This window comes from Variovorax sp. GW531-E2 (genome assembly GCF_059423125.1).
This window is the reverse complement of record NZ_JBWKXQ010000041.1, coordinates 1-25615: the sequence shown is the minus strand read 5'-3', so window position 1 is coordinate 25615 and position 25615 is coordinate 1. Positions and strand designations below refer to the sequence as shown.

Genomic DNA, 25615 nt, shown 5'->3' with positions numbered 1-25615 from the left:
CAATCGCGCGCCTGTTCCGGGAGCCATGCTTCGTCCACAGGGGCGAGATATGACTTACGGCACGGGGCGCCAAGGGTTTTTGGCGGGCTTTCGGGGGTATAACCCCGGGGTTCACCACTTGAGGACGCCCCCGACAACGTGAGCCGACGCGGCCTGACACCCGCAACGGTTCCCTTGGGAGGAGACACCCAGTGAAAGCGCGTTCCAGTTCGTACAAGGAGCCAGTCACCGTGAAGAAACCCGCCGCCAAGGCCACGCCAGCCACCAAGCCCGCCGCAAAGAAGGCGACGGCTGTGAAGGCTGTACCCGCGACGAAGAAGGTTTCTGCCACCGCTGCTGCTGCCTCTGCCGCGAAAGAGAAAAGCGCTGCCAAGAAGCCTGCGGCAACCCCGGCCAAGACCGGGACCGCGGCTGCCAAGAAGTCCGCCAAGCCCGCAACCAAGTCCGCGGGCGCGGCGCCTACGTCATCCCAACCGGTCGGCCGTCCTGCGGCCGCCCTTTCTGCTCCCCCGACCCCCATGAAAAAAACGGCTGCCGCCTCTTCTTCCGCCCCGGCGACACCCTCGATCCCCGCTACGCCCGCTCCCGCTGCGCGTGGTGGCCGCGTGTCCCGGCTGTCGCAACTGACCGTGCCCTCGATGCCGCAATCCGTGGCCTCGACCGCCGCCAAATCCAGCTTCTCGCAGGCGCCTTCCACCGCGCTGGTGCCGCCGCCGCCCCTGGCCGTCAAGAAAGACCCGAAGCTGGCCAACAACTGGAAGACCAAGACGCCCGCCGAGCTGAGCGACGCCGAGGTCATCGCGATGCCCGACGACGAGTACATGAACGACAAGCAGATGGCGTTCTTCCGCCTGAAGCTCGAAGAACTCAAGCGCGGCATCCTCGAGAACGCCGGTGAAACCACCGAGCACCTGCGCGAAGACACCGTGGTCGTGCCCGACCCGGCCGACCGCGCCACCATCGAGGAAGAGCACGCGCTCGAGCTGCGCACGCGCGACCGCGAACGCAAGCTGCTCAAGAAGATCGAGCAGTCGATCCAGCGCATCGACGCCGGCGACTACGGCTACTGCGACGAGACCGGCGAGCCCATCGGCGTCGGCCGCCTGCTGGCCCGCCCGACCGCCACGCTCTCGCTCGAAGCGCAGCAGCGCCGCGAGCTGAAGCAGAAAATGTTCGGGGATTGAACGGCAGCAAGGTAGAACGGAATCCGCGCTTTCGATAACCTTCTCTGAATGCCAAAGGAAGAGTCAGGCCGCCTTTTCTCGAAGGTGGCCAAGTTCGTTCGAAATCCCCTGAAAGACTGGTCGGAGCTGGACACGCCGTCCTCCGACTCGTCGCTGCCCGAGCAGACCTACAGCCGCGAGATGCTGAAGGAAATGATCGAGCGGCGCCAGCGCAACGACTTCGTGCGCCGCCGCGAGTTCGACATGCTGCGCAAGCTGCGCCAGCGCGAGGCGGCGGCCCATGCCTTCGAGGCAACGGTCACGCCGTCGTCGTTCAACCTCAACAGCACCTCCGAAAAATCCGAAGGCCGCGCACTCACGCTCAAGAAGATCGACGAGATCGAAGAGCAGATGTCGCAGCAGTGGTGGAAGGGCCGCGGGCCGAACGGCGAGACGCTGGTCAATCCGCCGCCCGACGCGGGCGCTGAAACGCTGCCGCCGGTCGACAGTGGCGGCGACCAGCTGCCGGCCGATCCGGCCGGGCAGGGCGCACCGGCCGCTTCCGCACCCGTGGCCGCAGCGCCGGCGGTTGCCGCAGCCGTCGCGCCCGTACCGCAGCCGTCGCGCCTTGCGCATGACGGCGCGCTCGAAGAAGCGGTGATCCGCTTCGCGCACGGCGACGACACCGGCGCCGAAGCCATCCTGCTGCAGGCACTGGCCGCCGAAAGTGCGTTCTCCGCCGATGACGCGACCGCAGCCGTCACGCTGGAGCGCGACGACGCCCGCTGGCGCGCACTGTTCGACCTGTACCGCGCCACCGGCGACGCCGCCAAGTTCGCGGCCGCCCGCATGCGCTATGCGCAGCGCATGAAGCGCATGGGGCCCGACTGGGTTTCGCTCGACGAACTCGCGCGCAGCGTGAAGGCCGTCACCGCCAGCGAAGACGCCGAAGCGGCCTCCGACACCACCGGCGCCGCCGACTGGGCCAGCCCCGCACACCTGACGCGCGAAGGGCTCATGGCGCTCACGCGCGCGCTCTCGCAGGCCGGCATGGTCTGGACGCTCGACTGGCGCGCGCTCACCGAGATCGATCCGCCGGCCGCCGCGCCGCTGCGCATCCTGTTCGCGCACTGGTCCGATTCGCCGGTGCAGCTGCGCTTCTTCGGCGCCTCGCAGCTCATGGCCGTGCTGGCCGCGGCCACGCCCAACAACGAGCGCCATCCCGACGACGCCTGGTGGCAGCTGCGCCTCGCGGCGCTGCGCATGATGCACCTGCCCGACGACTTCGAGCTGGTGGCGCTCAACTACTGCATCACCTACGAGGTGTCGCCGCCGTCCTGGCAGGACCCGAAGGGCGAGTGCACCTCGCTGGCCGCGCCGCCGGCGAGCCGGCCGAGCTCGGTGTGGTCGCTGCTGTCGGTCGGGGGCGATTCCGAGAGCTTCCCGTCCACCGACAGCGGCTTTGCTGCGCTGGCGGGCGACCTGCGTGGCGACTCGCTGTCGTGCTGGCAGCGCCTGGACCACGACCTGCGCCACACGACAGCGCCGGTCATCTCGTGCGCGGCCCTGCTGCGCATGGACCTGACGGCGGCCGGCACGCTGCTGAGCTGGGTCCGCGAGCGCGATGCGAACGGTGAGCGGGTGCAGTTCGTCGATGCGCACCGGCTGATTGCTGCGCTCTTTGGGCTGATCGGCATCACCGACCACGCCACGGTCGCCGTCCGCAAGAACTGACCCCGTCACAGGGGTCTCGCGGCCCCTGCGCGGCCGTGTTTTCCGCCAGCAGTTTGTCCGACCGCAAGGGTTGCATTGGCGGGGCCCATCCCCAGATGGCTGCGATGGAACAGTTTCACGGCACCACCATCGTGAGCGTGCGCCGCAAGACCCCCCAAGGCGATCAGGTCGCCATCGGCGGGGACGGGCAGGTCACTCTCGGCAACATCGTCATCAAGGGCACGGCGCGCAAGGTGCGGCGGCTCTATCACGGCAAGGTCCTGGCGGGTTTCGCCGGCGCCACGGCCGATGCCTTCACGCTCTTCGAGCGTTTCGAGGCCAAGCTCGAGAAGCACCAGGGCCACCTGACCCGCGCAGCGGTCGAGCTCACCAAGGACTGGCGCACCGACCGCGTGCTGCGCAAGCTCGAAGCCATGCTGGCCGTGGCCGACGCCACGACTTCGCTCATCATCACCGGCAATGGCGACGTGTTGGAGCCTGAAGACGGCGTGATCGCCATCGGTTCGGGCGGTGCCTACGCCCAGTCGGCGGCCAAGGCGCTGATCGACAACACCGACCTCTCGGCCGAGCAGATCGTGCGCAAATCGCTGGCGATCGCCGGAGAAATCTGCATTTACACGAACATGAACCACACGGTGGAAGCGCTCTGACCATGTCCATGACCCCCCAGGAAATCGTCTCCGAGCTGGACAACCACATCGTCGGCCAGCCCGCCGCCAAGCGCGCCGTGGCCATCGCGCTGCGCAACCGCTGGCGCCGCCAGAAGGTCGACGAGAAGCTGCGCCACGAGATCACGCCCAAGAACATCCTCATGATCGGCCCGACGGGCGTCGGCAAGACCGAGATCGCGCGCCGCCTGGCCCGCCTGGCCGACGCGCCGTTCATCAAGGTCGAGGCCACCAAGTTCACCGAGGTGGGCTACGTGGGCAAGGACGTCGACTCGATCATTCGCGACCTCGCCGAAATCGCCGTCAAGCAGACACGCGAATCCGAAAGCGTGAAGGTGCGTGCCCGCGCCGAAGACGCGGCCGAGGAGCGCATCCTCGACGCGCTGCTGCCGCCGGCGCGTGGTGCCGATGGCGCTGCCCCCGCACTCGACAGCCCCAATCCGACGCGCCAGGCCTTCCGCAAGAAGCTGCGCGAGCACCAGCTCGACGACAAGGAAATCGAGCTCGACCTCGCCGAAACCCGCGCGCCGCTGGAGATCATGGGCCCGGCCGGCATGGAGGAAATGACCGAGCAACTGCGCGGCATGTTCGGCCAGCTCGGCGGCGGCAAGCGCAAGACGCGCAAGCTCAAGATCGCCGAGGCGATGCGCCTCTTGATCGACGAGGAGGCCGCCAAGCTGGTCAACGAGGACGAGATCCGCGCGCAGGCCATTGCCAATGCCGAGCAGAACGGCATCGTCTTCATCGACGAGATCGACAAGGTCGCCACGCGCAGCGAAGCGCAGGGCTCCGACGTCTCGCGCCAGGGCGTGCAGCGCGACCTGCTGCCGCTCGTGGAGGGCACGGCCGTGTCCACCAAGTACGGCGTGGTGCGCACCGACCACATGCTGTTCATCGCGAGCGGCGCCTTCCACCTGAGCAAGCCGAGCGACCTCATTCCGGAGTTGCAGGGGCGCTTTCCGATCCGCGTCGAGCTGCAGTCGCTCTCGGTGTCGGACTTCGAGAGCATCCTCACGCAGACCCGCGCCTCGCTCGTGAAGCAGTACCAGGCGCTGCTGGCCACCGAAGGCGTGACGCTCGATTTCGCGCCCGACGGCATCACGCGGCTGGCGGCCATCGCCTTCGAGGTGAACGAGCGCACCGAGAACATCGGCGCACGCCGTTTGTCGACCGTGATGGAGCGCCTGCTCGATGAGGTAAGCTTCGATGCCACCCGCATCGAGGGCCAGACGGTCCGCATCGATGCCGCTTATGTCGACGAGCGCCTCGCGGCACTAAGTCACGACGAAGACCTTTCGCGCTTCATCCTCTGAAGCCGCCTCCCTCGGCCCCTGTAACGGGGTCGTCCTTCACGCATCACTTTCACTGCGTGAGCTAAGTACTTCATTTTCAACACAATTCGCCGATTTCCAGGTTTGGAAATCGGCGCTAAGTCGTTGATTCCATTACAAAAAATACCCCCGAGCCCCAGTTGCGTCGCAAGTGTTTCCTGCTACAGTGGAAAAAAGTGCAGTTAAGTGGGAAAAAGTGCGGGCAACGCCCCTTCCGGGTGTCGCGGCACCTCCCACCACAGGGGTTTCGTGGTCGTGTTTCAAGGCGCTTCATCGCTCAGTCTGGATGCCAAGGGGCGGCTCTCCGTGCCGACCCGGCATCGCGACGTCCTGAGCGCCACGGCAGGCGGCCAGCTCACGATCACCAAGCATCCGCACGGATGCCTGATGGTGTTCCCCCGTCCCGAATGGGAAAAATTCCGCGAACGCATTGCTGCGCTGCCGATGTCGGCGCAGTGGTGGAAGCGCGTCTTCCTCGGTAACGCGATGGACGTCGAGATGGACGGCACCGGCCGCGTGCTGGTGTCGCCCGAGCTGCGCGCCGCCACCGGCATCAACCGCGAGACGCTGTTGCTGGGCATGGGCAACCACTTCGAACTCTGGGACAAGGCGACCTACGAGGCCAAGGAGGCCGAGGCCACCCAGGGCGAGATGCCGGATGTGTTTCAGGACTTCGCGTTCTGAGGAGCCCCGTGAACACCCCCCTGACCCATACGACCGTCTTGTTGAACGAGGCGGTGGAAGCCCTTCTTTCCGGCAGCGCGGCAGCCACGGGCACGTACGTGGACGCCACCTTCGGCCGCGGAGGACATGCGCGCGCCATCCTCGCGCGGCTGGCGCCGGAAGGCAGGCTCATCGCATTCGACAAGGATGCAGAAGCGGTGGCCGAAGCAGCGCGCATCTCGGATGCGCGTTTTTCTATCCGCCACCAGGGATTCCGCTCGCTGGGCGAATTGCCCGACGCCAGCGTCAACGGCTTGCTGATGGACCTGGGCGTGAGTTCGCCGCAGATCGACAACCCGGTGCGCGGTTTCAGTTTCCGTTTCGACGGTCCGCTCGACATGCGCATGGACACCACGCGCGGCGAGAGCGTGGCCGAATGGCTGGCAACGGCCGAACTTCAACAAATTGCAGAGGTGATCCGTGACTATGGCGAAGAACGGTTTGCTGTTCAGATTGCAAAGGCGATTGTTGCTCGCAGACAAGAACGGGGCGCAATTTCAACCACCACCGAACTGGCCGAGCTCGTGGCTGGCACGGTCAAAACCCGCGAGCAGGGCCAGAACCCTGCAACGCGCACATTTCAGGCTTTTCGGATTTTCATCAACGCCGAGCTTGAGGAGCTGCAACAAGCGCTAGAAGCCAGCCTGTCGGTGCTCGCGCCCGGCGGCCGGCTCGCGGTGATCAGCTTCCATTCGCTCGAAGACCGCATCGTCAAGCAGTTCATCGCCAAGCACTCGAAGGAGGTCTACGACCGCCGCGCACCCTTCGCCGCGCCCAAGGTGATGAAGCTGCACGCGCTCGAGCGCATCAAGCCGTCCGAAGAAGAAGTGCGCGGCAACCCGCGCTCGCGCAGCGCCATCCTCCGGGTGGCCGAACGCACGGAGGCCGGGTAGCCATGGCGCGCATCAACCTGCTTCTTCTGCTGGCCGTCATTGCGACGGCTTTGTACCTTGTGCACACCCAGTACCAGTCGCGCCAGCTCTACACGGAGTTCGACCGCGCGCTGCAGGAGACGCGCAAGCTCGAAACCGAGCATGACCGCCTGCAGGTCGAGAAGCGCGCCCAGGCCACGCCGCTGCGCGTGGAGAAGCTGGCCAAGGAGCAGTTGCAGATGCGCACGGCCTCGCCGGCCATCACGCAGTACGTGCGCCCCGACGGCTCGGTGATCCCGGCCGTGGCGCCGCTGCCGCCGACCACGCCGCCCAAGCCCGGCACCACCGCGAGGCCCGCCCGATGAGCCGCGGCAACCGCAGCGTGCGCTACACCACCAGCCCCTTGCTCGCGAGCAAGACGCCGGTGTGGCGCAGCAAGTTCATCGTCGCCGGCATCGCCTTCGGCTTCGTCATGCTGGCGGGCCGGGCTGCGTACGTGCAGGTCTTCAACAACAGCTTCTTCCAGCGCCAGGGCGAGGTGCGCTTCGCGCGCACGCTGGAGCTGCCGGCCAACCGCGGGCGCATCCTCGATCGCAACGGGCTCATCCTGGCGTCGAGCGTGGTGGCGCCCAGCATCTGGGCCATTCCCGAAGACGTGGAGCGCGACGACCCCGAGGTGCGCGCCAAGCTCAAGCAGGTGGCCAAGCTGCTCGGCATGCCGCAGAAGGACTTCGACAAGAAGCTCGAAGACGAAGACAAGACCTTCGTCTGGATCAAGCGCCAGGTCGACGAGCCCATCGCCAAGCAGATCGCGGCGCTCAACCTCAAGGGCATCTACCAGCGCAAGGAATACAAGCGCCAGTACCCCGAGGGCGAGGCGGCGGCGCACGTGGTGGGCTTCACCAACGTGGAAGACAACGGCCAGGAAGGCATCGAGCTGGCGTTCAACAAGGAACTGGCCGGCAAGGCCGGCTCGCGCCGCGTCATCAAGGACCGGCTGGGCCGCGTGGTCGAGGGCGTGGGCGAGCAGGTGCCGCCGGTCGAGGGCCGCGACATCCAGCTCAGCGTCGACAGCAAGGTGCAGTTCTTCGCCTACCAGAAGCTGCGCGACGCCGTCACCGCGCGCCGCGCCAAGGCCGGCAGCGTGGTGGTGCTCGACAGCACCACCGGCGAGGTGCTGGCGCTGGCCAACTACCCGAGCTACGTGCCCGACAAGCGCCAGAACCTCACCGGCGAGCAGCTGCGCAACCGCGCGCTCACCGACACCTTCGAGCCCGGCTCGACCATGAAGCCCATCACCGTGGCGATGGCGCTGGAGGCCGGCCGCGTCAAGCCCTCCACCATCATCGACACCGCGCCCGGGCGCTACCAGCTGGGCGGCTTCACCATCAGCGACACCCACAACTACGGCTCGCTGACGGTGGAGGGCGTGATCCAGAAGTCGAGCAACGTGGGCGCGCTCAAGATCGCCCAGAAGATGACGCCCCACGAGATGTGGGACACCTACACCGCGCTCGGCTACGGCCAGAAGCCGCAGATCCAGTTCCCCGGCGCCGTGACGGGCCGGCTGCGTCCGTGGAAGACCTGGAAGCCGGTCGAGCAGGCCACCATGGCCTACGGCTACGGCCTGTCGGCGTCGCTGTTCCAGATGGCGCATTCGTACACCTCGTTCGCGCACGACGGCTCCATCATTCCGGTCACCATCCTGAAGAACACCGAGCCGCCGGTCGGCGTGCGGGTGTTCTCGCCGTCCAACGCGCTCGCGGTGCGCAAGATGCTGCAGATGGCCGCCGGCCCCGGCGGCACCGGCACGCGCGCGCAAACGGTGGGCTACTCGGTCGGCGGCAAGTCGGGCACGGCCCACAAGCAGGTCGGCAAGGGCTACGCCAGCAACAAGTACCGCGCCTGGTTCACCGGCATGGCGCCCATCGAGAAGCCGCGCATCATCGTCGCGGTGATGATCGACGAGCCGACCGACGGCCAGTATTTCGGCGGCCTCGCCGCGGCGCCGGTGTTCAGCGAAGTCGTGCAGCAGACCCTGCGCATGATGAACGTCCCGCCCGATCTGGCGGTCAAACCCCTCGTGCAGACGCAAGACGTCCCCGAGAGCTTCTGACATGCTGACACTCACTTCCCCCACCACCGCCGCGTTCTGGCTCAAGGAGCGCGTGCAGGGCGCACTGCAGGCCGACAGCCGCGCGGTCGCCCCGGGCGATGCCTTCATCGCCTGGCCCGGTGCCGCGACCGACGGCCGCCAGCACGTGGCGGCCGCGCTGGCGCAGGGCGCCGTGGCCTGCCTGGTCGAGCACGAGGGCGTGGACGCCTTCGGCTTCGACGGCGACGAGCGCATCGTGAGCTACCCCGGCCTCAAGGCCGCCACCGGCCCGATCGCCGCCGCCTTCTACGACAACCCCTCGGCGCAGCTCGACCTGCTGGCCGTGACCGGCACCAACGGCAAGACCTCCACCGCGTGGTGGCTGGCCGAATCGCTGTCCACGCTGCGCGCGGCCGGCGGCGTGCGCGCGATGCGTCCCGACGGCACCACCGAGCGCGGCGCCCCGTCGCCCTGCGCCGTGGTCGGCACCCTGGGCATCGGCGTGCCGCCCGCGCTCACCTACACCGGCCTGACCACGCCCGACCCCGTGATGCTGCAGCGCGCGCTGCGCGACTTCGTCACCGAAGGCTTCGGCGCCTGCGCCATCGAGGCTTCGTCGATCGGCATTGCCGAGCGCCGGCTCGACGGTTGCCGCATCGCGGTCGCCGTGTTCACCAATTTCACGCAGGACCACCTCGACTACCACGGCAGCATGGACGCCTACTGGCAGGCCAAGGCCGAGCTGTTCCGCTGGCCCGGCCTGCGCGCTGCGGTGATCAACATCGACGACATGCACGGCGCCAGCCTGTGCGCCAACCTGCTCGACGCCGGCATCGGCGCGCTCGACGTCTGGACCGTCTCGGCCGGCGGCAAGCCCGCGCGGCTCATGGCGCGCGACATCGGCTACGACGCGCAAGGCCTGCAGTTCACCGTGACCGAGCACGGCAGCACGGCGCCGGCCGAGCGGCTCGCGACCGGGCTCATCGGCCAGTACAACGTGGCCAACCTGCTCGGCGTGCTCGGCACCCTGCGCGCACTGGGCCTCACGCTCGCGCAGGCCGTGGCGGCCTGCGCCCACCTCAGCAGCGTGCCGGGCCGCATGGACCGCGTGCAGCCGACCGACGGCGCACCGCTGGCCGTGGTCGACTACGCCCACACGCCCGACGCCCTCGACAAGGCCCTCGCGGGCCTGCGCCCGCTGGCCAAGCAACGCGGCGGCGCGCTCTGGTGCGTGTTCGGCTGCGGCGGCAACCGCGACCCGATCAAGCGCCCGCTGATGGCGGCCGTCGCCGAGCGGCAGGCCGACCACGTCGTGCTCACCAGCGACAACCCGCGCAACGAGAACCCCGACGCGATCATCAGCCAGGCGCTGCGCGGCTTCACGCGCGTCGAGGCGGCCCGCGTGCAGGTCGACCGCGCGCGCGCCATCGCCGAAACCATCGCCCAGGCCGCGCCGCAAGACGTGGTGCTGATCGCCGGCAAGGGCCACGAAGAGTGGCAGGAGATCGCGGGCCAGCGCCTGCCGTTCTCCGACAAGACCCACGCGCTCGACGCGCTCGCGAAGCGGGGTGCCGCATGACCGCCATGGCCACGCCCGTCTCTACGCCGCTCAACCTGACGCTGGCGCAGGCGCAGCAATGGGTGCCGGGTTCGCGCCTCGTGGGCGACCCGGCCACCGTGATCGCGCGCGTCCACACCGACACCCGCACCCTGGCCGCCGGCGACCTGTTCGTCGCGCTCAAGGGCGAGCGTTTCGATGCCAACGATTTCCTGGCCGACGCCAAGAAGCAGGGCGCCGTCGCCGCCATTGCGCACGGCGGCCTTGAAGCCGCGGGCCTCGCCGGCCTCGAGGTGCCCGATTCGCTCATCGCGCTCGGTGCGCTGGGCGCCGGCTGGCGCGCGCAGTTCAACCTGCCGCTGATCGCCGTCACCGGCAGCAACGGCAAGACCACGGTCACGCAGATGATCGCGGCCGTGCTCGCCGCCTTCCGCGCCGACCGCGCGCTGGCCACGGCCGGTAACTTCAACAACGAGATCGGGGTGCCGCTCACGCTGATGCGCCTGCGCGCGCAACACCAGCTGGCTGTGCTCGAGTTGGGCATGAACCACCCGGGCGAGATCGCGCGGCTGGCCGCCATGTCGCGCCCGACCATCGCGCTGGTCAACAACGCGCAGCGCGAGCACCAGGAGTTCATGGCCAGCGTCGAGGCGGTCGCCATCGAGAACGCCGCCGTGTTCGCCGAACTGCCCGACGACGGCACGGCCGTGTTCCCCTACGGCGACACCTTCACTTCGCTGTGGACCGACCTGGCGCGCCAGAGCGGTTCGCGCCGCTGCCTGACCTTCGGCGAGCACGCCGACGCCGACATTGCGCTCGACAGCGCCGAATGGCAGCAGGGCGCCTGGCGCGTGCGCGTGCGCACGCCACTGGGCGCCTTCGAGGCGCGCCTGCACATCGCGGGCCGTCACAACGTGGGCAACGCGCTCGCCGCCACCGCCTGCGCGCTGGCCGCCGGCGTGTCGCTCGACACCATCGCCGCGGGCCTGTCGGCCTTCGAGCCGGTCAAGGGCCGTTCGCGCGCCAGCGAGGTCGTGCTGCCCGACGGGCACGCGCTCACGCTGGTCGACGACAGCTACAACGCCAACCCCGACTCCGTGATTGCCGCCATCGACGTGCTCACGGGCCTGCCCGCGCCGCGCCTGCTGGTGCTCGGCGAGATGGGCGAGGTCGGCGACCGCTCGCCGGAATTCCACGCCGAGGTCGGCGCCTGGGCGCGCCAGCGCGGCCTCGACGCTGTCTACACGCTGGGCGGCGAGACCGTGCATGCGGCAACGGCTTTCAACAACAACGATGGTGTCGATGGACGCCATTTCGACGATTTCGACACGCTCCGCGCGGCCGTGCTCGCCCGCCTGCCGCAGCTGGGCAGCGTGCTGGTCAAGGGGTCGCGCTTCATGAAGATGGAGCGCGTGGTGCAGGCGATCGAAGCACAACAACAAAAGGAGGCCGGTCATGACGCATGAGCCGCGCAACACACCATGCTGATGTCCCTGGCCCAATGGCTGCAGACGCTGTCGCCCGAGTTCGGGTTCTTGCGCGTTTTCAACTACCTCACGTTCCGCGCCCTCATGGCCGCGCTGACCGCGCTCGTGGTCGGCCTGGTGGCCGGCCCGTACGTGATCCGCCGCCTCGCGGCGCTCAAGATCGGCCAGCCCGTGCGCGGCTACGGCATGGAAACGCACCTGACCAAGAGCGGCACGCCCACCATGGGCGGCGTGCTCGTGCTGTTCGCCATTGCGTTCGCCACCTTGCTGTGGTTCGACCTCTCGAACCGCTTCGTGTGGATCGTGCTGTGGGTCACGATGGGCTTCGGCGCCATCGGCTGGGTCGACGACTGGCGCAAGGTGGTGCGCAAGGACCCCGAAGGCATGCGCTCGCGCGAGAAGTACTTCTGGCAATCGCTGGTCGGCCTGCTCGCGGGCTTCTACCTGCTGTTCAGCATTTCCGAGAGCTCCAACTGGCGCGTGCTCGAGCTGTTCTACGCCTGGGTGCGCTCGGGCTTCGACCTCGACTTTCCGCCCAAGATCAACCTGCTGGTGCCCTTCTTCAAGGAAGTGAGCTACCCGCTGGGCGGCATCGGCTTCGTGATCCTCACCTACCTCGTGATCGTGGGCGCGAGCAACGCCGTCAACCTCACCGACGGCCTCGACGGCCTGGCGATCATGCCGGTGGTGATGGTGGGCTCGGCGCTGGGCGTGTTCGCCTATGTCACGGGCAGCGCGGTGTACTCCAAGTACCTGCTGTTCCCCAACATCCCGGGCTCGGGCGAACTGCTGGTGTTCTGCTCGGCCATGGCCGGCGCGGGGCTCGCGTTCCTCTGGTTCAACACCCATCCGGCGCAGGTCTTCATGGGCGATGTGGGCGCGCTCGCGCTGGGCGGCGCGCTGGGCACCATCGCGGTCATCGTGCGCCAGGAGATCGTGTTCTTCATCATGGGCGGCATCTTCGTGGTCGAGGCGATCTCGGTGATGGCCCAGGTCACGTATTTCAAGTACACGAAGAAGCGCTTCGGCGAGGGCCGGCGCGTGCTCAAGATGGCACCGCTGCACCACCACTTCGAGAAGAGCGGCTGGCGCGAGACGCAGGTCGTCGTGCGCTTCTGGATCATCACGATGCTGCTGTGCCTCATCGGCCTGTCGACGCTGAAGCTGCGGTAACAGCACAACCATGCGGCACCTGAAAGACCTCCCCGTTCTCATCCTCGGCCTCGGCGCGTCCGGGCTGGCGATGGCGCGCTGGTGCGCGCGCCACGGCGCGGTCGTGACCGTGGCCGACACGCGCGAGGCCCCGGCCTCGCTCGCGACGCTGCAGGCCGAGCTGCCCGACGCCACCTTCATCGGCGGGCCGTTCACGGCCGCGCTGGTCGAAGGAACGCCGATCCGCGCCGTGTACCGCTCGCCGGGCCTGTCGCCCGCGACGCTGGCGCCGGTCGTCGACGCCGCCAAGGCCGTGGGCCTCGTGGTCGGCGGCGAGTTGGACCTGTTCGCGCGCGCGCTGCTCGACCTGCAGACGGCCGAGGTGCCGGTGGTGGAAGCCGAGGCGGAAGTGCCGGCAGAAACCGCCGTGGCCGAGCCTGTCGTCGAAACGCCGGCCCAGGCCGAGCTGGCCTTGAGCGAAGAAGTCCCTGTGGCGGAGGCTGCGGTGGCCGAGACGCCGGAAGTGCCTGCGCCGGAGGCTGCTGTGGTTGTCGAAGGCGAGCCCGAAGCGGCCGCGCCCGTCGAAGCTGTTGAGGCGACCGAGGCGGTTGCACCCACGGAGGCCGTGGCCGCTGAGTCGACCGAAGCCGCACTGCCAGTCGATGCGCCTGCCGCAGAAGCCGAGCCCGCCGCTCCCGTCGAACCGACCGAAGCCACCGAACCCACACCGCCCGCCATGGCCGAAGCCATGCCGCGCGACGCATCGCTGAGCGTGCCGGTGACACCACCCGCCGAAGACGTCGTCGCCGAAGGCGCCACGACGGAAGACGCCACCACGGAAGACGGCGCAGCGCCAGCCACCGCCGAGACGCCCGCCGTGTCGCCCGCGCCCGCCGCCACCGTCTCCCGGCTGCCCACCCCCGGCAAGCCCTACGTGCCCACCGCGGCGCGCGAGGCCGCTGAGTTCGTCGCCAAGATCGCCGAGCTGTCCGCCACCAACCCGGCGTCGGCCGCGGTCGAGGAAGAGGCCACGCCGCAGCTCGAACTCGTGCCCGAACCCGAGCCCGAAGCGCCCAAGGGCTACACGCCCGCCGTGCTCGCCATCACCGGCACCAACGGCAAGACCACCGTCACCTCGCTCACCGGCCAGCTGGTCGAACGCGCGGGCAAGACCGTGGCCGTGGCCGGCAACATCGGCCCGACGCTGCTCGACACGCTGGCCGGGCACCTCGACGCCGGCACGCTGCCCGACGTGTGGGTGCTCGAACTCTCGAGCTTCCAGCTCGACGGCGTGCAGGGCTTCGAGCCCACGGCCGCGACCGTGCTCAACCTCACGCAGGACCACCTCGACTGGCATGGCGACATGCCGGCGTATGCCGCTGCCAAGGCGCGCATCTTCGGCGCCAAGGGGCTGTTGATCCTGAACCGCGACGACGCCGGCGTGATGGCCATGCTGCCGCCGCCCGTCCGCGTGAAGCTGCAGCGTCCGCAGATCCGCGCCCACGTCACCTTCGGCGGTGCGATGCCGCTGCGTCCCGGCGACTACGGCATCGAGCGCATCAACGGCGTGGCCTGGCTGGTGCGCGCGCTGGAAGCCGACGAAACGCAGAAGCGCAAGCGCGGCGCGGTGGTGGAAGAAGAGCTCTTCTTCCAGCGCCTCATGCCCGCCGACGCGCTGCGCATTCGCGGCCGCCACAACGCCATGAACGCGCTGGCCGCGCTCGCGCTCGCCAGTGCCGCCGACTGCCCGCTGGGCCCGATGCTCTACGGCCTGCGCGAGTACCGCGGCGAGCCGCACCGCGTCGAGCCCATCGCCATCGTGGACGAGGTCGAGTTCTTCGACGACAGCAAGGGCACCAACGTCGGCGCCACCGTGGCCGCACTGAGCGGCCTCGGTGAAGAACGCCGCGTGGTCGTGATCCTCGGCGGCGAAGGCAAGGGCCAGGACTTCGAGCCGCTGGCCGACCCCGTGCGCCAGTACGCGCGCGCCGTCGTGCTCATCGGCCGCGACGCCCCGCTGATCGAGGCCGCGCTGGCCTCCACCGGCGTCTCGCTGAAGCACGCGGGCTCGATGGAAGAGGCTGTGAAGCTCGCCGCCGCGCGCGCCCACCCCGGCGATGCCGTGCTGCTGTCACCGGCCTGTGCGAGCTTCGACATGTTCAAGGACTACGCGCACCGCGCCGAGGTGTTCTGCGAGGCCGTCGAGGCCTATGCCGACAGCCCGCGCGAGGCCGTGGGTGGCGACGACGCGGTGGTGTCGTACGCCCCGCAAGCCTCGCTGTCCACCGCCGGATCGATGGAGGACCCGATTTGAACTCCGCAGCCGCAGGCCAGGAAACCAGCACCGGCAGCCGTTTCGGCGGCTGGTTCCGGCGCGCCCGCAGCGGCATGGATTCGCTGCCCGTGCACCTGCCCGTGCGGCTGGGCGGTGCCGGTGTCGCGCAGACCAAGGCCACGCCGATGCGCGTGCTGGGCTTCGACCAGGCGCTGGTCTGGGTCACGGTCGCGCTGATGACCTGGGGCCTGATCATGGTGTATTCGGCCTCCATCGCGCTGCCCGACAACCCGCGCTTCGCGCGCGCCGGCTACAGCGCCTCGTACTTCCTCACGCGGCACGCGGCGTCGCTGGTCATCGCCTTCATCGCCGCGCTGCTGACCTTCCAGGTCCCGATGAAGACCTGGGAGCGCGCCGCGCCCTGGCTCTTCGTGGCTTCGCTGCTGCTGCTGGTGGCGGTGCTCATTCCGCACATCGGCATCAACGTGAACGGCGCGCGCCGCTGGCTGCCGATGGGCTTCATGCGCTTCCAGCCGTCGGAGCTGGCCAAGTTCGCGATGGTGCTCTACGCCGCCAGCTACATGGTGCGCAAGATGGAGATCAAGGAACGGTTTTTCCGCGCCGTGCTGCCGATGGGCATCGCGGTGGTGGTGGTCGGCATGCTGGTGATGGCCGAGCCCGACATGGGCGCCTTCATGGTGATCGCCGTGATTGCCATGGGCATCCTGTTTTTGGGCGGCGTGAACGCGCGCATGTTCTTCGTGATCGCGACGCTGGTGGTGGTGGCCTTCGGCTCCATCGTGGCGAGCAGTCCGTGGCGCCGCGAGCGCATCTTTGCGTACCTCGATCCGTGGAGCGAGGAGCACGCGCTGGGCAAGGGCTACCAGCTGTCGCACTCGCTGATCGCCATCGGGCGCGGCGAGGTCTTCGGCGTGGGCCTGGGCGGCAGCGTCGAAAAACTGCACTGGCTGCCCGAGGCGCACACCGACTTCCTGCTGGCCGTGATCGGCGAAGAGTTCGGCCTCATCGGCGTGCTGCTGATCATCGGCCTGTTCCTGTGGCTCACGCGCCGCATCATGCACATCGGCCGCCAGGCGATCGCGCTGGACCGCGTGTTCTCGGGCCTCGTGGCCCAGGGCGTGGGCGTGTGGATCGGCTTCCAGGCCTTCATCAACATGGGCGTGAACCTGGGCGCACTGCCGACCAAGGGCCTGACCTTGCCGCTGATGAGCTTCGGCGGCTCGGCGATCTTGATGAATCTCGTGGCGCTCGCCGTCGTGCTGCGCATCGACTATGAGAACCGTGTGCTGATGCGGGGAGGTCGCGTATGACGCGCACTGCGCTGGTCATGGCCGGCGGTACGGGCGGCCACATCTTCCCGGGTCTCGCAGTGGCCGAGGCCCTGCGCGAGCGCGGCTGGCGCGTGCACTGGCTGGGCGCGCCCGGCAGCATGGAAGAAAAGCTCGTGCCCCCGCGCGGCTTCGCCTTCGAGCCGGTGCAGTTCGGCGGCGTGCGCGGCAAGGGCCCGCTCACGCTGTTCCTGTTGCCGCTGAAGCTGCTGCGCGCCTTCTGGCAGAGCCTGGCCGTGGTGCGCCGCGTGAAGCCCGACGTGCTGGTGGGCCTGGGCGGCTACATCACTTTCCCGGGCGGGATGATGGGCGTGCTCATGGGCAAGCCGCTGGTGCTGCACGAGCAGAACTCGGTCGCCGGCCTCGCCAACAAGGTGCTGGCGGGCGTGGCCGATCACGTGTTCACGGCCTTCCCGAACGTGCTGAAGAAGGCGCAGTGGGTGGGCAATCCGCTGCGCGCGGCGTTCACGTCGCAGCCCGATCCGGCCACGCGCTTCGCGGGCCGCACGGGGCCGCTCAAGTTGCTGGTGGTCGGCGGCAGCCTGGGCGCGCGTGCGCTCAACGCCGTCGTGCCGCAGGCGCTGGCGCGCATCGCGCCCGCCGAACGCCCGCAGGTGCTGCACCAGAGCGGCGCCAAGCAGATCGACGAGCTGCGCGCCAACTATGTGGCGGCCGGCGTCGAGGGCGAGCTCACGCCCTTCATCGACGACACCGCGCAGGCGTACGCCGAGGCCGACCTCATCGTCGCGCGCGCGGGCGCCAGCACCGTCACCGAAATCGCGGCCGTCGGCGCAGCAGCGCTGTTCGTGCCTTTCCCCTCGGCGGTCGACGACCACCAGACCACCAACGCGCGCTTCCTCGTGGACGCGGGCGGCGGCTGGCTGGTGCAACAGACCGACCTCACCCCTGAATTGCTGGCTGATTTGCTACAGAAAACCGAACGCGCGACCTTGATCGACCGGGCCACCAAGGCCAAGACCCTGCAGAAGACCGAAGCAGTGGACGCGGTTGTCCGCGCCTGCGAGGAGCTTGCGAAATGAAGCACGCGATCCGTCACATCCACTTCGTCGGCGTCGGCGGCTCCGGCATGAGCGGCATCGCCGAGGTGTTGCTGAACCTGGGCTACAGGATCACCGGCTCCGACCTGTCCGACAGCGCCACGCTGCGCCGTCTCGCGGGCCTGGGCATCGGCACCTTCGTGGGCCATGCCGCCGCGCACATCGACGGCGCGGACGCGGTCGTCACCTCCACCGCCGTGCAGTCGGACAACCCCGAGGTGCTGGCCGCGCGTGAGAAGCGCATTCCGGTCGTGCCGCGCGCGCTCATGCTCGCCGAGCTGATGCGCCTGAAGCAGGGCATCGCCATCGCCGGCACGCACGGCAAGACCACCACCACCAGCCTGGCTGCCAGCGTGCTCGAGGCCGCCGGGCTCGACCCGACCTTCGTGATCGGCGGGCGCCTGAACAGCGCCGGCGCCAACGCGCAGCTGGGCAGCGGCGACTACATCGTGGTCGAGGCCGACGAGTCGGACGCCTCGTTCCTGAACCTGCTGCCCGTGATGGCGGTGGTCACGAACATCGACGCCGACCACATGGAGACCTACGGGCACGACTTCGCGAAGCTGAAGAAGGCCTTTGTCGATTTCCTGCACCGCATGCCGTTCTACGGCGTGGCCATCCTGTGCACCGACGATCCGGCGGTGCGCGAGATCGTGGCCGACGTGACCTGCCCGGTCACCAGCTACGGCTTCGGCGAGGACGCCCAGGTGCGCGCCATCGACGTGCGCGCCGTCGGCGGCCAGATGCATTTCACCGCGCAGCGCCGCAACGGCGTGACGCTGCCCGACCTGCCCATCGTGCTGAACCTGCCGGGCGAGCACAACGTGCGCAACGCGCTGTCGGTGATCGCCATGGCAGTCGAGCTCGGCATTGCCGACGAAGCGGTGCAGCGCGGCCTCGCCGGCTTCAAGGGCGTGGGCCGCCGCTTCCAGAGCTACGGCGACGTGGCCGTGCCGAACGACACGGCAGGCGGGCGCTTCACCGTCATCGACGACTACGGCCACCACCCGGTCGAGATGGCGGCCACCATCGCGGCCGCGCGCGGCGCCTTCCCGGGGCGCCGGCTGGTGCTGGCCTTCCAGCCGCACCGCTACACCCGCACGCGCGACTGCTTCGAGGACTTCGTGAAGATCATCGGCACGGCCGATTTGGTCTTGCTGGGCGAGGTCTATGCCGCGGGCGAGGCGCCCATCGTGGCCGCCGACGGCCGCACGCTGGCGCGCGCGCTGCGCGTGGCCGGCAAGGTCGAGCCGGTGTTCGTGGACGACATCGTCGCCATGCCGCAGGCCATCCTGGACAACGCCCGCGCGGGCGACGTGGTGCTGTGCATGGGCGCGGGCTCCATCGGCGCGGTGCCGGGCAAGGTGGTCGAACTCGGCACGCCGCCCGCACCCCCATCAACAACTTCAGAGCGCGTTGCGCGCAAGGGGAGGGCCGCGTGAGCCTTCAGGATCCACAACTTTTCGGCAAAGTGGCCGTGCTGTTCGGCGGCAGTTCCGCCGAACGTGAGGTGTCGCTGATGTCCGGCGCCGGCGTGCTGCAGGCCCTGCGTTCGCGCGGCGTCGACGCGCATGCCTTCGACCCGTCGGAGCGCGAGCTGACCGACCTGAAGCGCGAAGGCTTCGCGCGCTGCTTCGTCGCGCTGCATGGCCGCCACGGCGAAGACGGCACCGTGCAGGGCGCGCTCGAGCTGCTCGGCATTCCCTACACCGGCTCGGGCGTGATGGCCTCGAGCGTGGCCATGGACAAGGTCATGACCAAGCGCATCTGGCAGGCCGACGGCCTGCCGACGCCCAAGTACGTGCGCCTGGCCTTCGACCAGCAAAGCCGCGAGCAGATCATGGTGGTGCCCGACGTGCTCGGCCTGCCGCTGATCGTGAAGCCGCCGCGCGAGGGCTCGTCCATCGGCGTGACCAAGGTCGAGGGCTACTCGCAGATGCAGGACGCCGTGGCGCTGTCGGCGAAGTTCGACGCCGACGTGCTGTGCGAGGAATTCATCGACGGCGAGGAAGTCACCTGCGCCGTGCTCGGCCAGGGCCTGGACGCGCGCGCGCTGCCGGTGGTGCGCATCGCCGCGCCCGAAGGCGCCTACGACTACCAGAACAAGTACTTCACCGACGACGTGAAGTACCAGTGCCCGAGCGGCCTGCCCGAAGCCGAGGAACGCGAGATCCAGCGCATCACGCTGGCCGCGTACCACACGCTCGGCTGTCGCGGCTGGGGCCGCGCCGACGTGATGATCCGCGCCAGCGACCGCAAGCCCTTCCTGCTCGAGATGAACACCTCGCCCGGCATGACCAGCCATTCGCTGGTGCCGATGTCGGCGCGCGCGGCGGGCATTCCCTACGAAGAGCTGTGCGTGCGCGTGCTCGCGTCCGCATCGCTGGATGCCAAGGGAGGCGCGAACTAAGCCATGGCCGACAGCATCCCCGCTCCCTTCGACGTCAAGCTGATGAACATCGTCGCGAACGTTGCGTTCGTGCTGGTGGCGCTCATGCTGCTGGCGGCGAGCGCGTGGTGGGTGCTGCGCCAGCCTTTCTTCCCGATCTCGGGCATCAAGGTGGACGGCGAGGTCACGCACAACAACGCGGTCACGCTGCGCGCCAACGTGGCGCCGCAGCTCAAGGGCAACTTCTTCACCATCGACCTGGCGCGTGCGCGCACCGCCTTCGAGACGGTGCCATGGGTGCGCAGTGCGGTGGTGCGGCGCGAGTTCCCGAACAAGCTGCGCGTGACGCTGACCGAACAGGTGCCGGTGGCGGTGTGGGGCGACGAGGCCGGCTCCAAGCTGATCAACGGTTTTGGCGACGTGTTCGAGGCCAACGTGGCCGAGGTCGATGCCGACCTGCCGCGCCTGGACGGCCCGATCGAGCAGGCCGGGCAGGTGCTGGGCATGTACCGCGTGCTCGCGCCGATGTTCGAGCCCTACGACTTCGACATCGCCGAGCTGCGGCTGTCCAGCCGCGGCAGCTGGAAGGTGCTGCTGGACAGCGGGGCCGAGATCGAGCTCGGCCGCGGCCAGAGCGACGAGGTGTCGGCGCGCCTGCAGCGGTTCTTGAAGACCGTGACGCAGGTCGCGGGCCAGTACCGCCGCACGGTGGCCGACGTCGAACGCGCCGATCTGCGCCACAACGACGCGTATGCCCTGCGGCTGCGCGGCGTCACCACGGTCTCGCCCGAGGCCCCAAGAAAAATCAAGTAGCGAATACCGAGGACATCTACATGCCCAAAGAATACAAAGACCTGGTCGTAGGCCTGGACATCGGAACCGCCAAGGTGATGGTGGTCGTGGCCGAGGTGCTGCAAGGCGGCGAGCTCAAGCTGGCCGGCCTGGGCATCGCGCCCAGCAACGGCCTCAAGCGCGGCGTCGTGGTGAACATCGACGCCACCGTGCAGAGCATCCAGCAGGCGCTGAAAGAAGCCGAGCTGATGGCCGACTGCAAGATCAGCCGCGTCTACACCGGCATCACCGGCAGCCACATCCGCGGCATCAATTCGAGCGGCATGGTGGCGGTGAAGGACAAGGAAGTCACGCCCGCCGACGTGGCCCGCGTGGTCGAGACGGCGCGCGCCATCAACATCTCGAGCGACCAGCGCCTGTTGCTGGTGGAGCCGCAGGAGTTCGTGATCGACGGCCAGGACGTGAAGGAGCCGATCGGCATGAGCGGCATGCGCCTGGAAGCCAAGGTGCACATCGTGACCGGCGCGCAGAGCGCGGCCGAGAACATCATCAAGTGCGTGCGCCGCTGCGGCCTGGAGGTCGACCAGCTGATGCTGAACCCGCTGGCCTCCAGCCAGGCGGTGCTCACCGAAGACGAGCGCGAACTGGGCGTGGTGCTGGTCGACATCGGCGCGGGCACCACCGACGTGGCGATCTTCACCAACGGCGCGATCCGCCACACGGCCGTGATCCCGATCGCGGGCGACCTCATCACGAGCGACATCGCGATGGCCCTGCGCACGCCCACCAAGGACGCGGAGGACATCAAGGTCGAGCACGGCTACGCCAAGCAGCTGCTGGCCGACCCTGAATCGCAGGTCGAAGTCCCCGGCCTTGGCGATCGCGGCCCGCGCATGTTGAGCAAGCAGGCGCTTGCCGGCGTGATCGAGCCGCGCATCGAAGAAATCTTCTCGCTGGTGCAGCAGGTGGTGCGCGAGTCGGGCTACGAGGAAGTGCTGTCGTCGGGCGTGGTGCTCACGGGCGGCAGCGCCGTCATGCCCGGCATGGTCGAGCTGGGCGAAGACATCTTCCTCAAGCCCGTGCGCCGCGGCATTCCGAAGTACTCGAGTGCGCTCTCGGACATGGTGGCGCAGCCGCGCGCGGCCACCGTGATGGGCCTGCTCGAGGAGGCACGTTTTGCACGCATGCGTGGCTTCAAGGTCGCACAGAAGAACGGGTCCGTAAAGACTGCGTTCGGACGTTTCAAGGACTTCATCGTGGGGAACTTCTGACCATGAACCACTCCCCACTCTGGCTCGCACGCGCGGGCCCTCCGCTGCATTTCAACGAGCGATGGCGACGCACCGGTCCACCATCGCGACGGCGATCCCGTTGATCACGTCACGGCAGAAGAAATATTCATAGACACATAACGGCAACTGCAATATTCAAGGAGTTAGAAATGACCATCGAAATGATCGAAGTCGAAGAATTCAACCAGGGCACGCAGATCAAGGTGATCGGTGTCGGCGGCGGCGGTGGCAATGCGGTCGCCCACATGATGGAGCGTGGTGTGCAAGGCGTGCAGTTCGTTTGCGCCAACACCGACGCGCAAGCCCTGCAACGCAGCAACGCGCACAAGAACATCCAGCTGGGCATCAGCGGCCTGGGCGCCGGCAGCAAGCCCGAGAAGGGCCGTGACGCGGCCGAAGCCGCGGTGGACGACATCCGCGCCGCCATCGACGGCGCGCACATGCTGTTCATCACGGCCGGCATGGGCGGCGGCACCGGCACCGGCGCGGCTCCCGTGATCGCGCGCGTGGCCAAGGAAATGGGCATCCTGACGGTGGGCGTGGTGACCAAGCCTTTCGACTGGGAAGGTGGCCGTCGCATGACCAACGCCGACGCTGGCCTGGCCGAGCTCGAAGCCAACGTCGACTCGCTGATCGTGGTGCTCAACGAGAAGCTGCTGGACGTGCTCGGTGAAGACATCACCCAGGACGAAGCCTTCGCGCACGCCAACGACGTGCTGAAGAACGCCGTGGGCGGCATCTCGGAAATCATCAACGAGTACGGCGGCGTGAACGTCGACTTCGAAGACGTGCGCACCGTGATGGGCGAACCCGGCAAGGCCATGATGGGCACCGCTGCCGCAGCAGGCCCCGACCGTGCGCGCATCGCCGCCGAACAGGCCGTGGCCTGCCCGCTGCTCGAAGGCATCGACCTCTCGGGTGCCAAGGGCGTGCTGGTGCTGGTGACGGCGTCGAAGGGTTCGCTGAAGCTGAACGAGTCGAAGCTCGCGATGAACACCATCCGCGCCTACGCCTCGCCGGACGCGCACGTGATCTACGGCGCCGCCTACGACGAAAGCCTGGGCGACCAGATGCGCGTCACGGTGGTGGCCACGGGCCTGTCGCGCGCCGACGCACGCCGCCAGGCCCCGACGCTCGAAGTGATCCGCACCGGCACCGACAACATCCCGTTCACCGTGCCGACGCTCGGCGGCGTGGGCCACGCGGGTGGTGGTTCGGGCAGCCAGCCCAACTACGACGGCATGGCCGTGCCCAGCGTGTGGCGCACCAACCGCACGATGGCCGCCGCCAAGGTCGACGCCCTGTCGTCGGGTGGCATGGACGACTTCGAGATCCCCGCATTCCTGCGCCGTCAGGCAGACTGACCGCAGGCCACCGAACGCAGAGGGCACGAGGGTTCGCAAGGGGACGGGGAAGACCTGAAAGGGACTGACCCCCGGCTCTAGGCGCTGCGTCCACCTCGTGCCCCTTGCGTCCATCGCCGGGGGCTCCCCGGTTTTTTGTTTTTTCTTGTCTGACCGGTCCATGTCTATCGCGGCCATAGCGAAGGGAATAGGGCGTCACGGTCGCCGCCCGCCTAAAATCTCGGGCGTGCTGCAACAACGAACCCTCAAGTCGATCAGCCGCGCCGTGGGCGTGGGGCTTCACAGCGGCCAACGCGTGGAGCTGACCCTGCGACCGGCCCCGGCCGACACGGGCATCGTGTTCCGCCGTGTCGACCTGCCCGAGCCGGTCGAGATCCGCATGACCGCCGAATCGGTCACCGACACGCGCCTGGCGTCCACCGTCTCCACGGGCGGCGCCAAGGTGCAGACCGTCGAACACATCATGTCCGCCTGCGCGGGCCTGGGCATCGACAACCTCTACATCGACATCACGGCCGACGAAGTGCCGATCCTCGACGGGTCGGCCTCGTCCTTCGTGTTCCTGCTGCAAAGCGCGGGCATCGAGCTGCAGAAGGCGCCGCGCCGCTTCATCCGCGTGCTGCGCAAGGTCGAGGTGCGCGAAGGCGAGGGCGCCAACGAGAAGTGGGCAAGCCTGGAGCCGTACCACGGCTTCAAGCTGAGCTTCGAGATCGACTTCGACCACCGCGTCGTCAACTCCACCGGCCAGCGGGTGGAGTTCGACCTGGGCACCGACTCGTACAGCCGCGACATCGCGCGCGCGCGCACCTTCGGCTTCACGAAAGAGGTCGAGTACATGCGCAGCAAGGGCCTCGCGCTCGGCGGCGGGCTGGACAACGCCATCGTCATGGACGACACCAAGGTGCTCAATGCCGGCGGCCTGCGCTACGACGACGAGTTCGTGAAGCACAAGATCCTCGACGCCATGGGCGACCTGTACATCATCGGCAAGCCGCTGCTGGCCGCGTACACCGCGTTCCGCTCGGGCCATGCGCTCAACAACAAGCTGCTGCGCGAGCTGCTTTCGCACAGCGACGCCTACGAGGTCGTGACCTTCGAGGACGAGAAGCGCGCACCGCGCGGCTTCGGCGAAGTGGCGCGGGCCTGGTAAGCCCGGCGCAGGCTTTTTCCTTCCGATGCTTCTCTTTCGCTGGGCCATCCTGCTGCTTCTGCTGGTGGCGGGCGTGTCCTTCGCGTTCTATGCGGGCACGGGGCAGGTCAAGTACCGCCGCTTCGGTTGGATCGTGTTCAAGTGGACGGTGCTGGCGGCGCTCGGCTTCTTCGCGGTCCTGATCGCCGAGCGCGTCGCGTAGCGCGAGCCGTTCAATCGACCAGGGCCTGCAGCGTCTGCACCTGCTGCGCAAGCAGCGGCCCCTTGCGGTGCGCGGGCACCAGCAGCATCAGCGTGTCCCCCAGCGCCTTCGGCCGCCCCCAGGGCGCGTGCAGCCGGCCTTTCTCCAGCAGCGGTGCTACCAGCCGCTCGCGACCCATCAGCACGCCTTCACCGTCGAGCGCGGCCTGCAGCGCGAGGCTGTAGAGCGAGAAATCCGGGCCCGCGGCCAGCGCGTCGGCCTCGGCCGCCGTGGTGCCGGGGCGCACGGCCTGCAGCCAGCGCGACCAGTCGTCGCGCCACACCGTGTCGTGCAGGCCGCCGCAGCGCGCGAGCACGTCGAGGAGGTCGTCGAGCGGGCGCGGGCGTGCGCTCTCCAGCGACGCGCGCACGCGCGGGCTGCACACGGGCACGAGGCGGTCGCGTGCGAGCGGGATGCCCGTGGCGCCGACGGCGGTTTCGGCGCCGTGTGCGTAGAACAGCCCGAGATCGAAGGGCTCGCGCCGGAAGTTCGGCGGCTGCTCCAGCGCCGTCACCGACACCTGCACGCCGGGCAGCGCGGCCTTCAGCCGCGAGAGCCGCGGCGACAGCCACAGCTGAGCCATCGCCGGCAAGGCCGCCACCTGCAGCGTGCTGCGGCGCGCGGCGGTCTGCGTTTCCTGGCGCAGCGCCTGCACCGCGAGGCCGAGCTGGTCGACCGCCGCACTGAGCGCGGGCAGTGCGCGCCGGCCGTGCGCGCTGAGCCGGATGCCCTGGCTGTGCCGCTCGAACAGCGCACCGCCGGCCCAGGTCTCGAGCGCCTTGATCTGCTGCGCGACGGCGGCGGGCGTCACGAACAGCTCTTCGGCCGCGCGCGCGAAGCTGCCGTGGCGCGCCGCGGCCTCGAAGGCGCGCACGGCCGTGTGCGGCGGCAGGCGAGGGCGGGGTGGAGCGAGGGACATGGT

22 protein-coding genes are annotated in these 25615 nt (G+C 68.7%); 21 read left to right on the top strand and 1 reads right to left on the bottom strand.

The annotated features are described in order from the left end of the window. The first annotated feature begins 293 nt into the window (after positions 1-293). From dksA to AC07XP_RS21620, 21 genes are all read left to right on the top strand, one after another. Positions 294-1184 (top strand): RNA polymerase-binding protein DksA, encoded by an 891-nt coding sequence (gene dksA / locus AC07XP_RS21720; protein WP_409574652.1) that lies wholly within the window; start codon positions 294-296, stop codon positions 1182-1184. Between the two features lie 84 nt (positions 1185-1268). Beyond that, the gene (locus AC07XP_RS21715; protein ID WP_495265835.1) at positions 1269-2897 is read left to right on the top strand and encodes an STAS domain-containing protein; all 1629 of its coding nucleotides are present in this window, start codon (positions 1269-1271) and stop codon (positions 2895-2897) included. 104 nt (positions 2898-3001) lie between these two features. Continuing rightward, on the top strand, positions 3002-3547 hold the full coding sequence (gene hslV / locus AC07XP_RS21710) for an ATP-dependent protease subunit HslV (protein ID WP_042578379.1): 546 nt from the start codon (positions 3002-3004) through the stop codon (positions 3545-3547). A 2-nt stretch (positions 3548-3549) separates the two neighbouring features. Continuing rightward, entirely contained in the window at positions 3550-4878 is a 1329-nt protein-coding gene (hslU, locus tag AC07XP_RS21705) for an ATP-dependent protease ATPase subunit HslU (protein ID WP_492686301.1), read from the top strand. A gap of 273 nt (positions 4879-5151) precedes the next feature. Then, positions 5152-5580, top strand: a complete 429-nt coding sequence (gene mraZ / locus AC07XP_RS21700) for a division/cell wall cluster transcriptional repressor MraZ (RefSeq protein ID WP_056576192.1) — start codon at positions 5152-5154, stop codon at positions 5578-5580. A gap of 8 nt (positions 5581-5588) precedes the next feature. Further along, positions 5589-6512, top strand: a complete 924-nt coding sequence (gene rsmH, locus AC07XP_RS21695; protein WP_062474238.1) for a 16S rRNA (cytosine(1402)-N(4))-methyltransferase RsmH — start codon at positions 5589-5591, stop codon at positions 6510-6512. Between the two features lie 2 nt (positions 6513-6514). Further along, complete coding sequence (gene ftsL / locus AC07XP_RS21690) at positions 6515-6856, top strand: cell division protein FtsL (protein WP_062474236.1); 342 nt, start codon at positions 6515-6517, stop codon at positions 6854-6856. Beyond that, positions 6853-8607 carry a peptidoglycan D,D-transpeptidase FtsI family protein gene (locus tag AC07XP_RS21685; protein ID WP_095743607.1) on the top strand — a complete coding sequence of 585 codons (1755 nt, stop codon included), beginning with the start codon at positions 6853-6855 and terminating at the stop codon, positions 8605-8607. The genes ftsL and AC07XP_RS21685 overlap by 4 nt, the downstream gene beginning before the upstream one ends. A gap of 1 nt (position 8608) precedes the next feature. Further along, positions 8609-10165, top strand: coding sequence for a UDP-N-acetylmuramoyl-L-alanyl-D-glutamate--2,6-diaminopimelate ligase (locus AC07XP_RS21680; protein WP_495265834.1), 1557 nt, complete (start codon positions 8609-8611; stop codon positions 10163-10165). 5 nt (positions 10166-10170) lie between these two features. Beyond that, positions 10171-11610: a UDP-N-acetylmuramoyl-tripeptide--D-alanyl-D-alanine ligase gene (locus AC07XP_RS21675; protein ID WP_495265857.1), complete on the top strand. Its 1440-nt coding sequence runs from the start codon at positions 10171-10173 to the stop codon at positions 11608-11610. 15 nt (positions 11611-11625) lie between these two features. Beyond that, entirely contained in the window at positions 11626-12804 is a 1179-nt protein-coding gene (gene mraY / locus AC07XP_RS21670) for a phospho-N-acetylmuramoyl-pentapeptide-transferase (RefSeq protein ID WP_495265833.1), read from the top strand. A gap of 10 nt (positions 12805-12814) precedes the next feature. Further along, a complete protein-coding gene (murD, locus tag AC07XP_RS21665; RefSeq protein WP_495265832.1) occupies positions 12815-15097 on the top strand; it encodes a UDP-N-acetylmuramoyl-L-alanine--D-glutamate ligase in 2283 nt (760 codons plus the stop codon). Beyond that, a complete protein-coding gene (gene ftsW, locus AC07XP_RS21660; RefSeq protein WP_062474228.1) occupies positions 15094-16389 on the top strand; it encodes a putative lipid II flippase FtsW in 1296 nt (431 codons plus the stop codon). The genes murD and ftsW overlap by 4 nt, the downstream gene beginning before the upstream one ends. Beyond that, the gene (murG, locus tag AC07XP_RS21655; RefSeq protein WP_495265831.1) at positions 16386-17447 is read left to right on the top strand and encodes an undecaprenyldiphospho-muramoylpentapeptide beta-N-acetylglucosaminyltransferase; all 1062 of its coding nucleotides are present in this window, start codon (positions 16386-16388) and stop codon (positions 17445-17447) included. The genes ftsW and murG overlap by 4 nt, the downstream gene beginning before the upstream one ends. Next, entirely contained in the window at positions 17444-18907 is a 1464-nt protein-coding gene (gene murC / locus AC07XP_RS21650) for a UDP-N-acetylmuramate--L-alanine ligase (RefSeq protein ID WP_495265830.1), read from the top strand. The genes murG and murC overlap by 4 nt, the downstream gene beginning before the upstream one ends. Next, positions 18904-19875 (top strand): D-alanine--D-alanine ligase, encoded by a 972-nt coding sequence (locus AC07XP_RS21645; protein ID WP_062474222.1) that lies wholly within the window; start codon positions 18904-18906, stop codon positions 19873-19875. Before murC ends, AC07XP_RS21645 begins: the two co-directional genes overlap by 4 nt. A gap of 3 nt (positions 19876-19878) precedes the next feature. Beyond that, the gene (locus tag AC07XP_RS21640) at positions 19879-20667 is read left to right on the top strand and encodes a cell division protein FtsQ/DivIB (RefSeq protein ID WP_062474220.1); all 789 of its coding nucleotides are present in this window, start codon (positions 19879-19881) and stop codon (positions 20665-20667) included. Positions 20668-20687: 20 nt separating this feature from the next. Further along, complete coding sequence (gene ftsA, locus AC07XP_RS21635; protein WP_056575685.1) at positions 20688-21917, top strand: cell division protein FtsA; 1230 nt, start codon at positions 20688-20690, stop codon at positions 21915-21917. 170 nt (positions 21918-22087) lie between these two features. After that, entirely contained in the window at positions 22088-23302 is a 1215-nt protein-coding gene (ftsZ, locus tag AC07XP_RS21630; protein WP_062474218.1) for a cell division protein FtsZ, read from the top strand. A gap of 226 nt (positions 23303-23528) precedes the next feature. Then, complete coding sequence (gene lpxC, locus AC07XP_RS21625; RefSeq protein WP_056575680.1) at positions 23529-24452, top strand: UDP-3-O-acyl-N-acetylglucosamine deacetylase; 924 nt, start codon at positions 23529-23531, stop codon at positions 24450-24452. Between the two features lie 25 nt (positions 24453-24477). After that, complete coding sequence (locus tag AC07XP_RS21620) at positions 24478-24654, top strand: hypothetical protein (protein WP_167394968.1); 177 nt, start codon at positions 24478-24480, stop codon at positions 24652-24654. A 10-nt stretch (positions 24655-24664) separates the two neighbouring features. Here AC07XP_RS21620 and AC07XP_RS21615 read toward each other — a convergent pair. Next, positions 24665-25615 (bottom strand): LysR family transcriptional regulator (locus AC07XP_RS21615; protein WP_495265829.1); only part of this gene is annotated, 951 nt, incomplete at its 5' end.

Bases quoted from the DNA above. Each gene is read 5' to 3' on its own strand.
- AC07XP_RS21685 (WP_095743607.1), top strand. From the start codon at position 6,853: ATGAGCCGCGGCAACCGCAGCGTGCGCTACACCACCAGCCCCTTGCTC.
- AC07XP_RS21640 (WP_062474220.1), top strand. From the start codon at position 19,879: ATGGCCGACAGCATCCCCGCTCCCTTCGACGTCAAGCTGATGAACATC.
- murC (WP_495265830.1), top strand. From the start codon at position 17,444: ATGAAGCACGCGATCCGTCACATCCACTTCGTCGGCGTCGGCGGCTCC.
- AC07XP_RS21680 (WP_495265834.1), top strand. From the start codon at position 8,609: ATGCTGACACTCACTTCCCCCACCACCGCCGCGTTCTGGCTCAAGGAG.
- murD (WP_495265832.1), top strand. From the start codon at position 12,815: ATGCGGCACCTGAAAGACCTCCCCGTTCTCATCCTCGGCCTCGGCGCG.
- ftsZ (WP_062474218.1), top strand. From the start codon at position 22,088: ATGACCATCGAAATGATCGAAGTCGAAGAATTCAACCAGGGCACGCAG.
- AC07XP_RS21675 (WP_495265857.1), top strand. From the start codon at position 10,171: ATGGCCACGCCCGTCTCTACGCCGCTCAACCTGACGCTGGCGCAGGCG.
- hslU (WP_492686301.1), top strand. From the start codon at position 3,550: ATGTCCATGACCCCCCAGGAAATCGTCTCCGAGCTGGACAACCACATC.
- hslV (WP_042578379.1), top strand. From the start codon at position 3,002: ATGGAACAGTTTCACGGCACCACCATCGTGAGCGTGCGCCGCAAGACC.
- AC07XP_RS21620 (WP_167394968.1), top strand. From the start codon at position 24,478: ATGCTTCTCTTTCGCTGGGCCATCCTGCTGCTTCTGCTGGTGGCGGGC.
- ftsL (WP_062474236.1), top strand. From the start codon at position 6,515: ATGGCGCGCATCAACCTGCTTCTTCTGCTGGCCGTCATTGCGACGGCT.
- murG (WP_495265831.1), top strand. From the start codon at position 16,386: ATGACGCGCACTGCGCTGGTCATGGCCGGCGGTACGGGCGGCCACATC.
- mraY (WP_495265833.1), top strand. From the start codon at position 11,626: ATGCTGATGTCCCTGGCCCAATGGCTGCAGACGCTGTCGCCCGAGTTC.
- ftsA (WP_056575685.1), top strand. From the start codon at position 20,688: ATGCCCAAAGAATACAAAGACCTGGTCGTAGGCCTGGACATCGGAACC.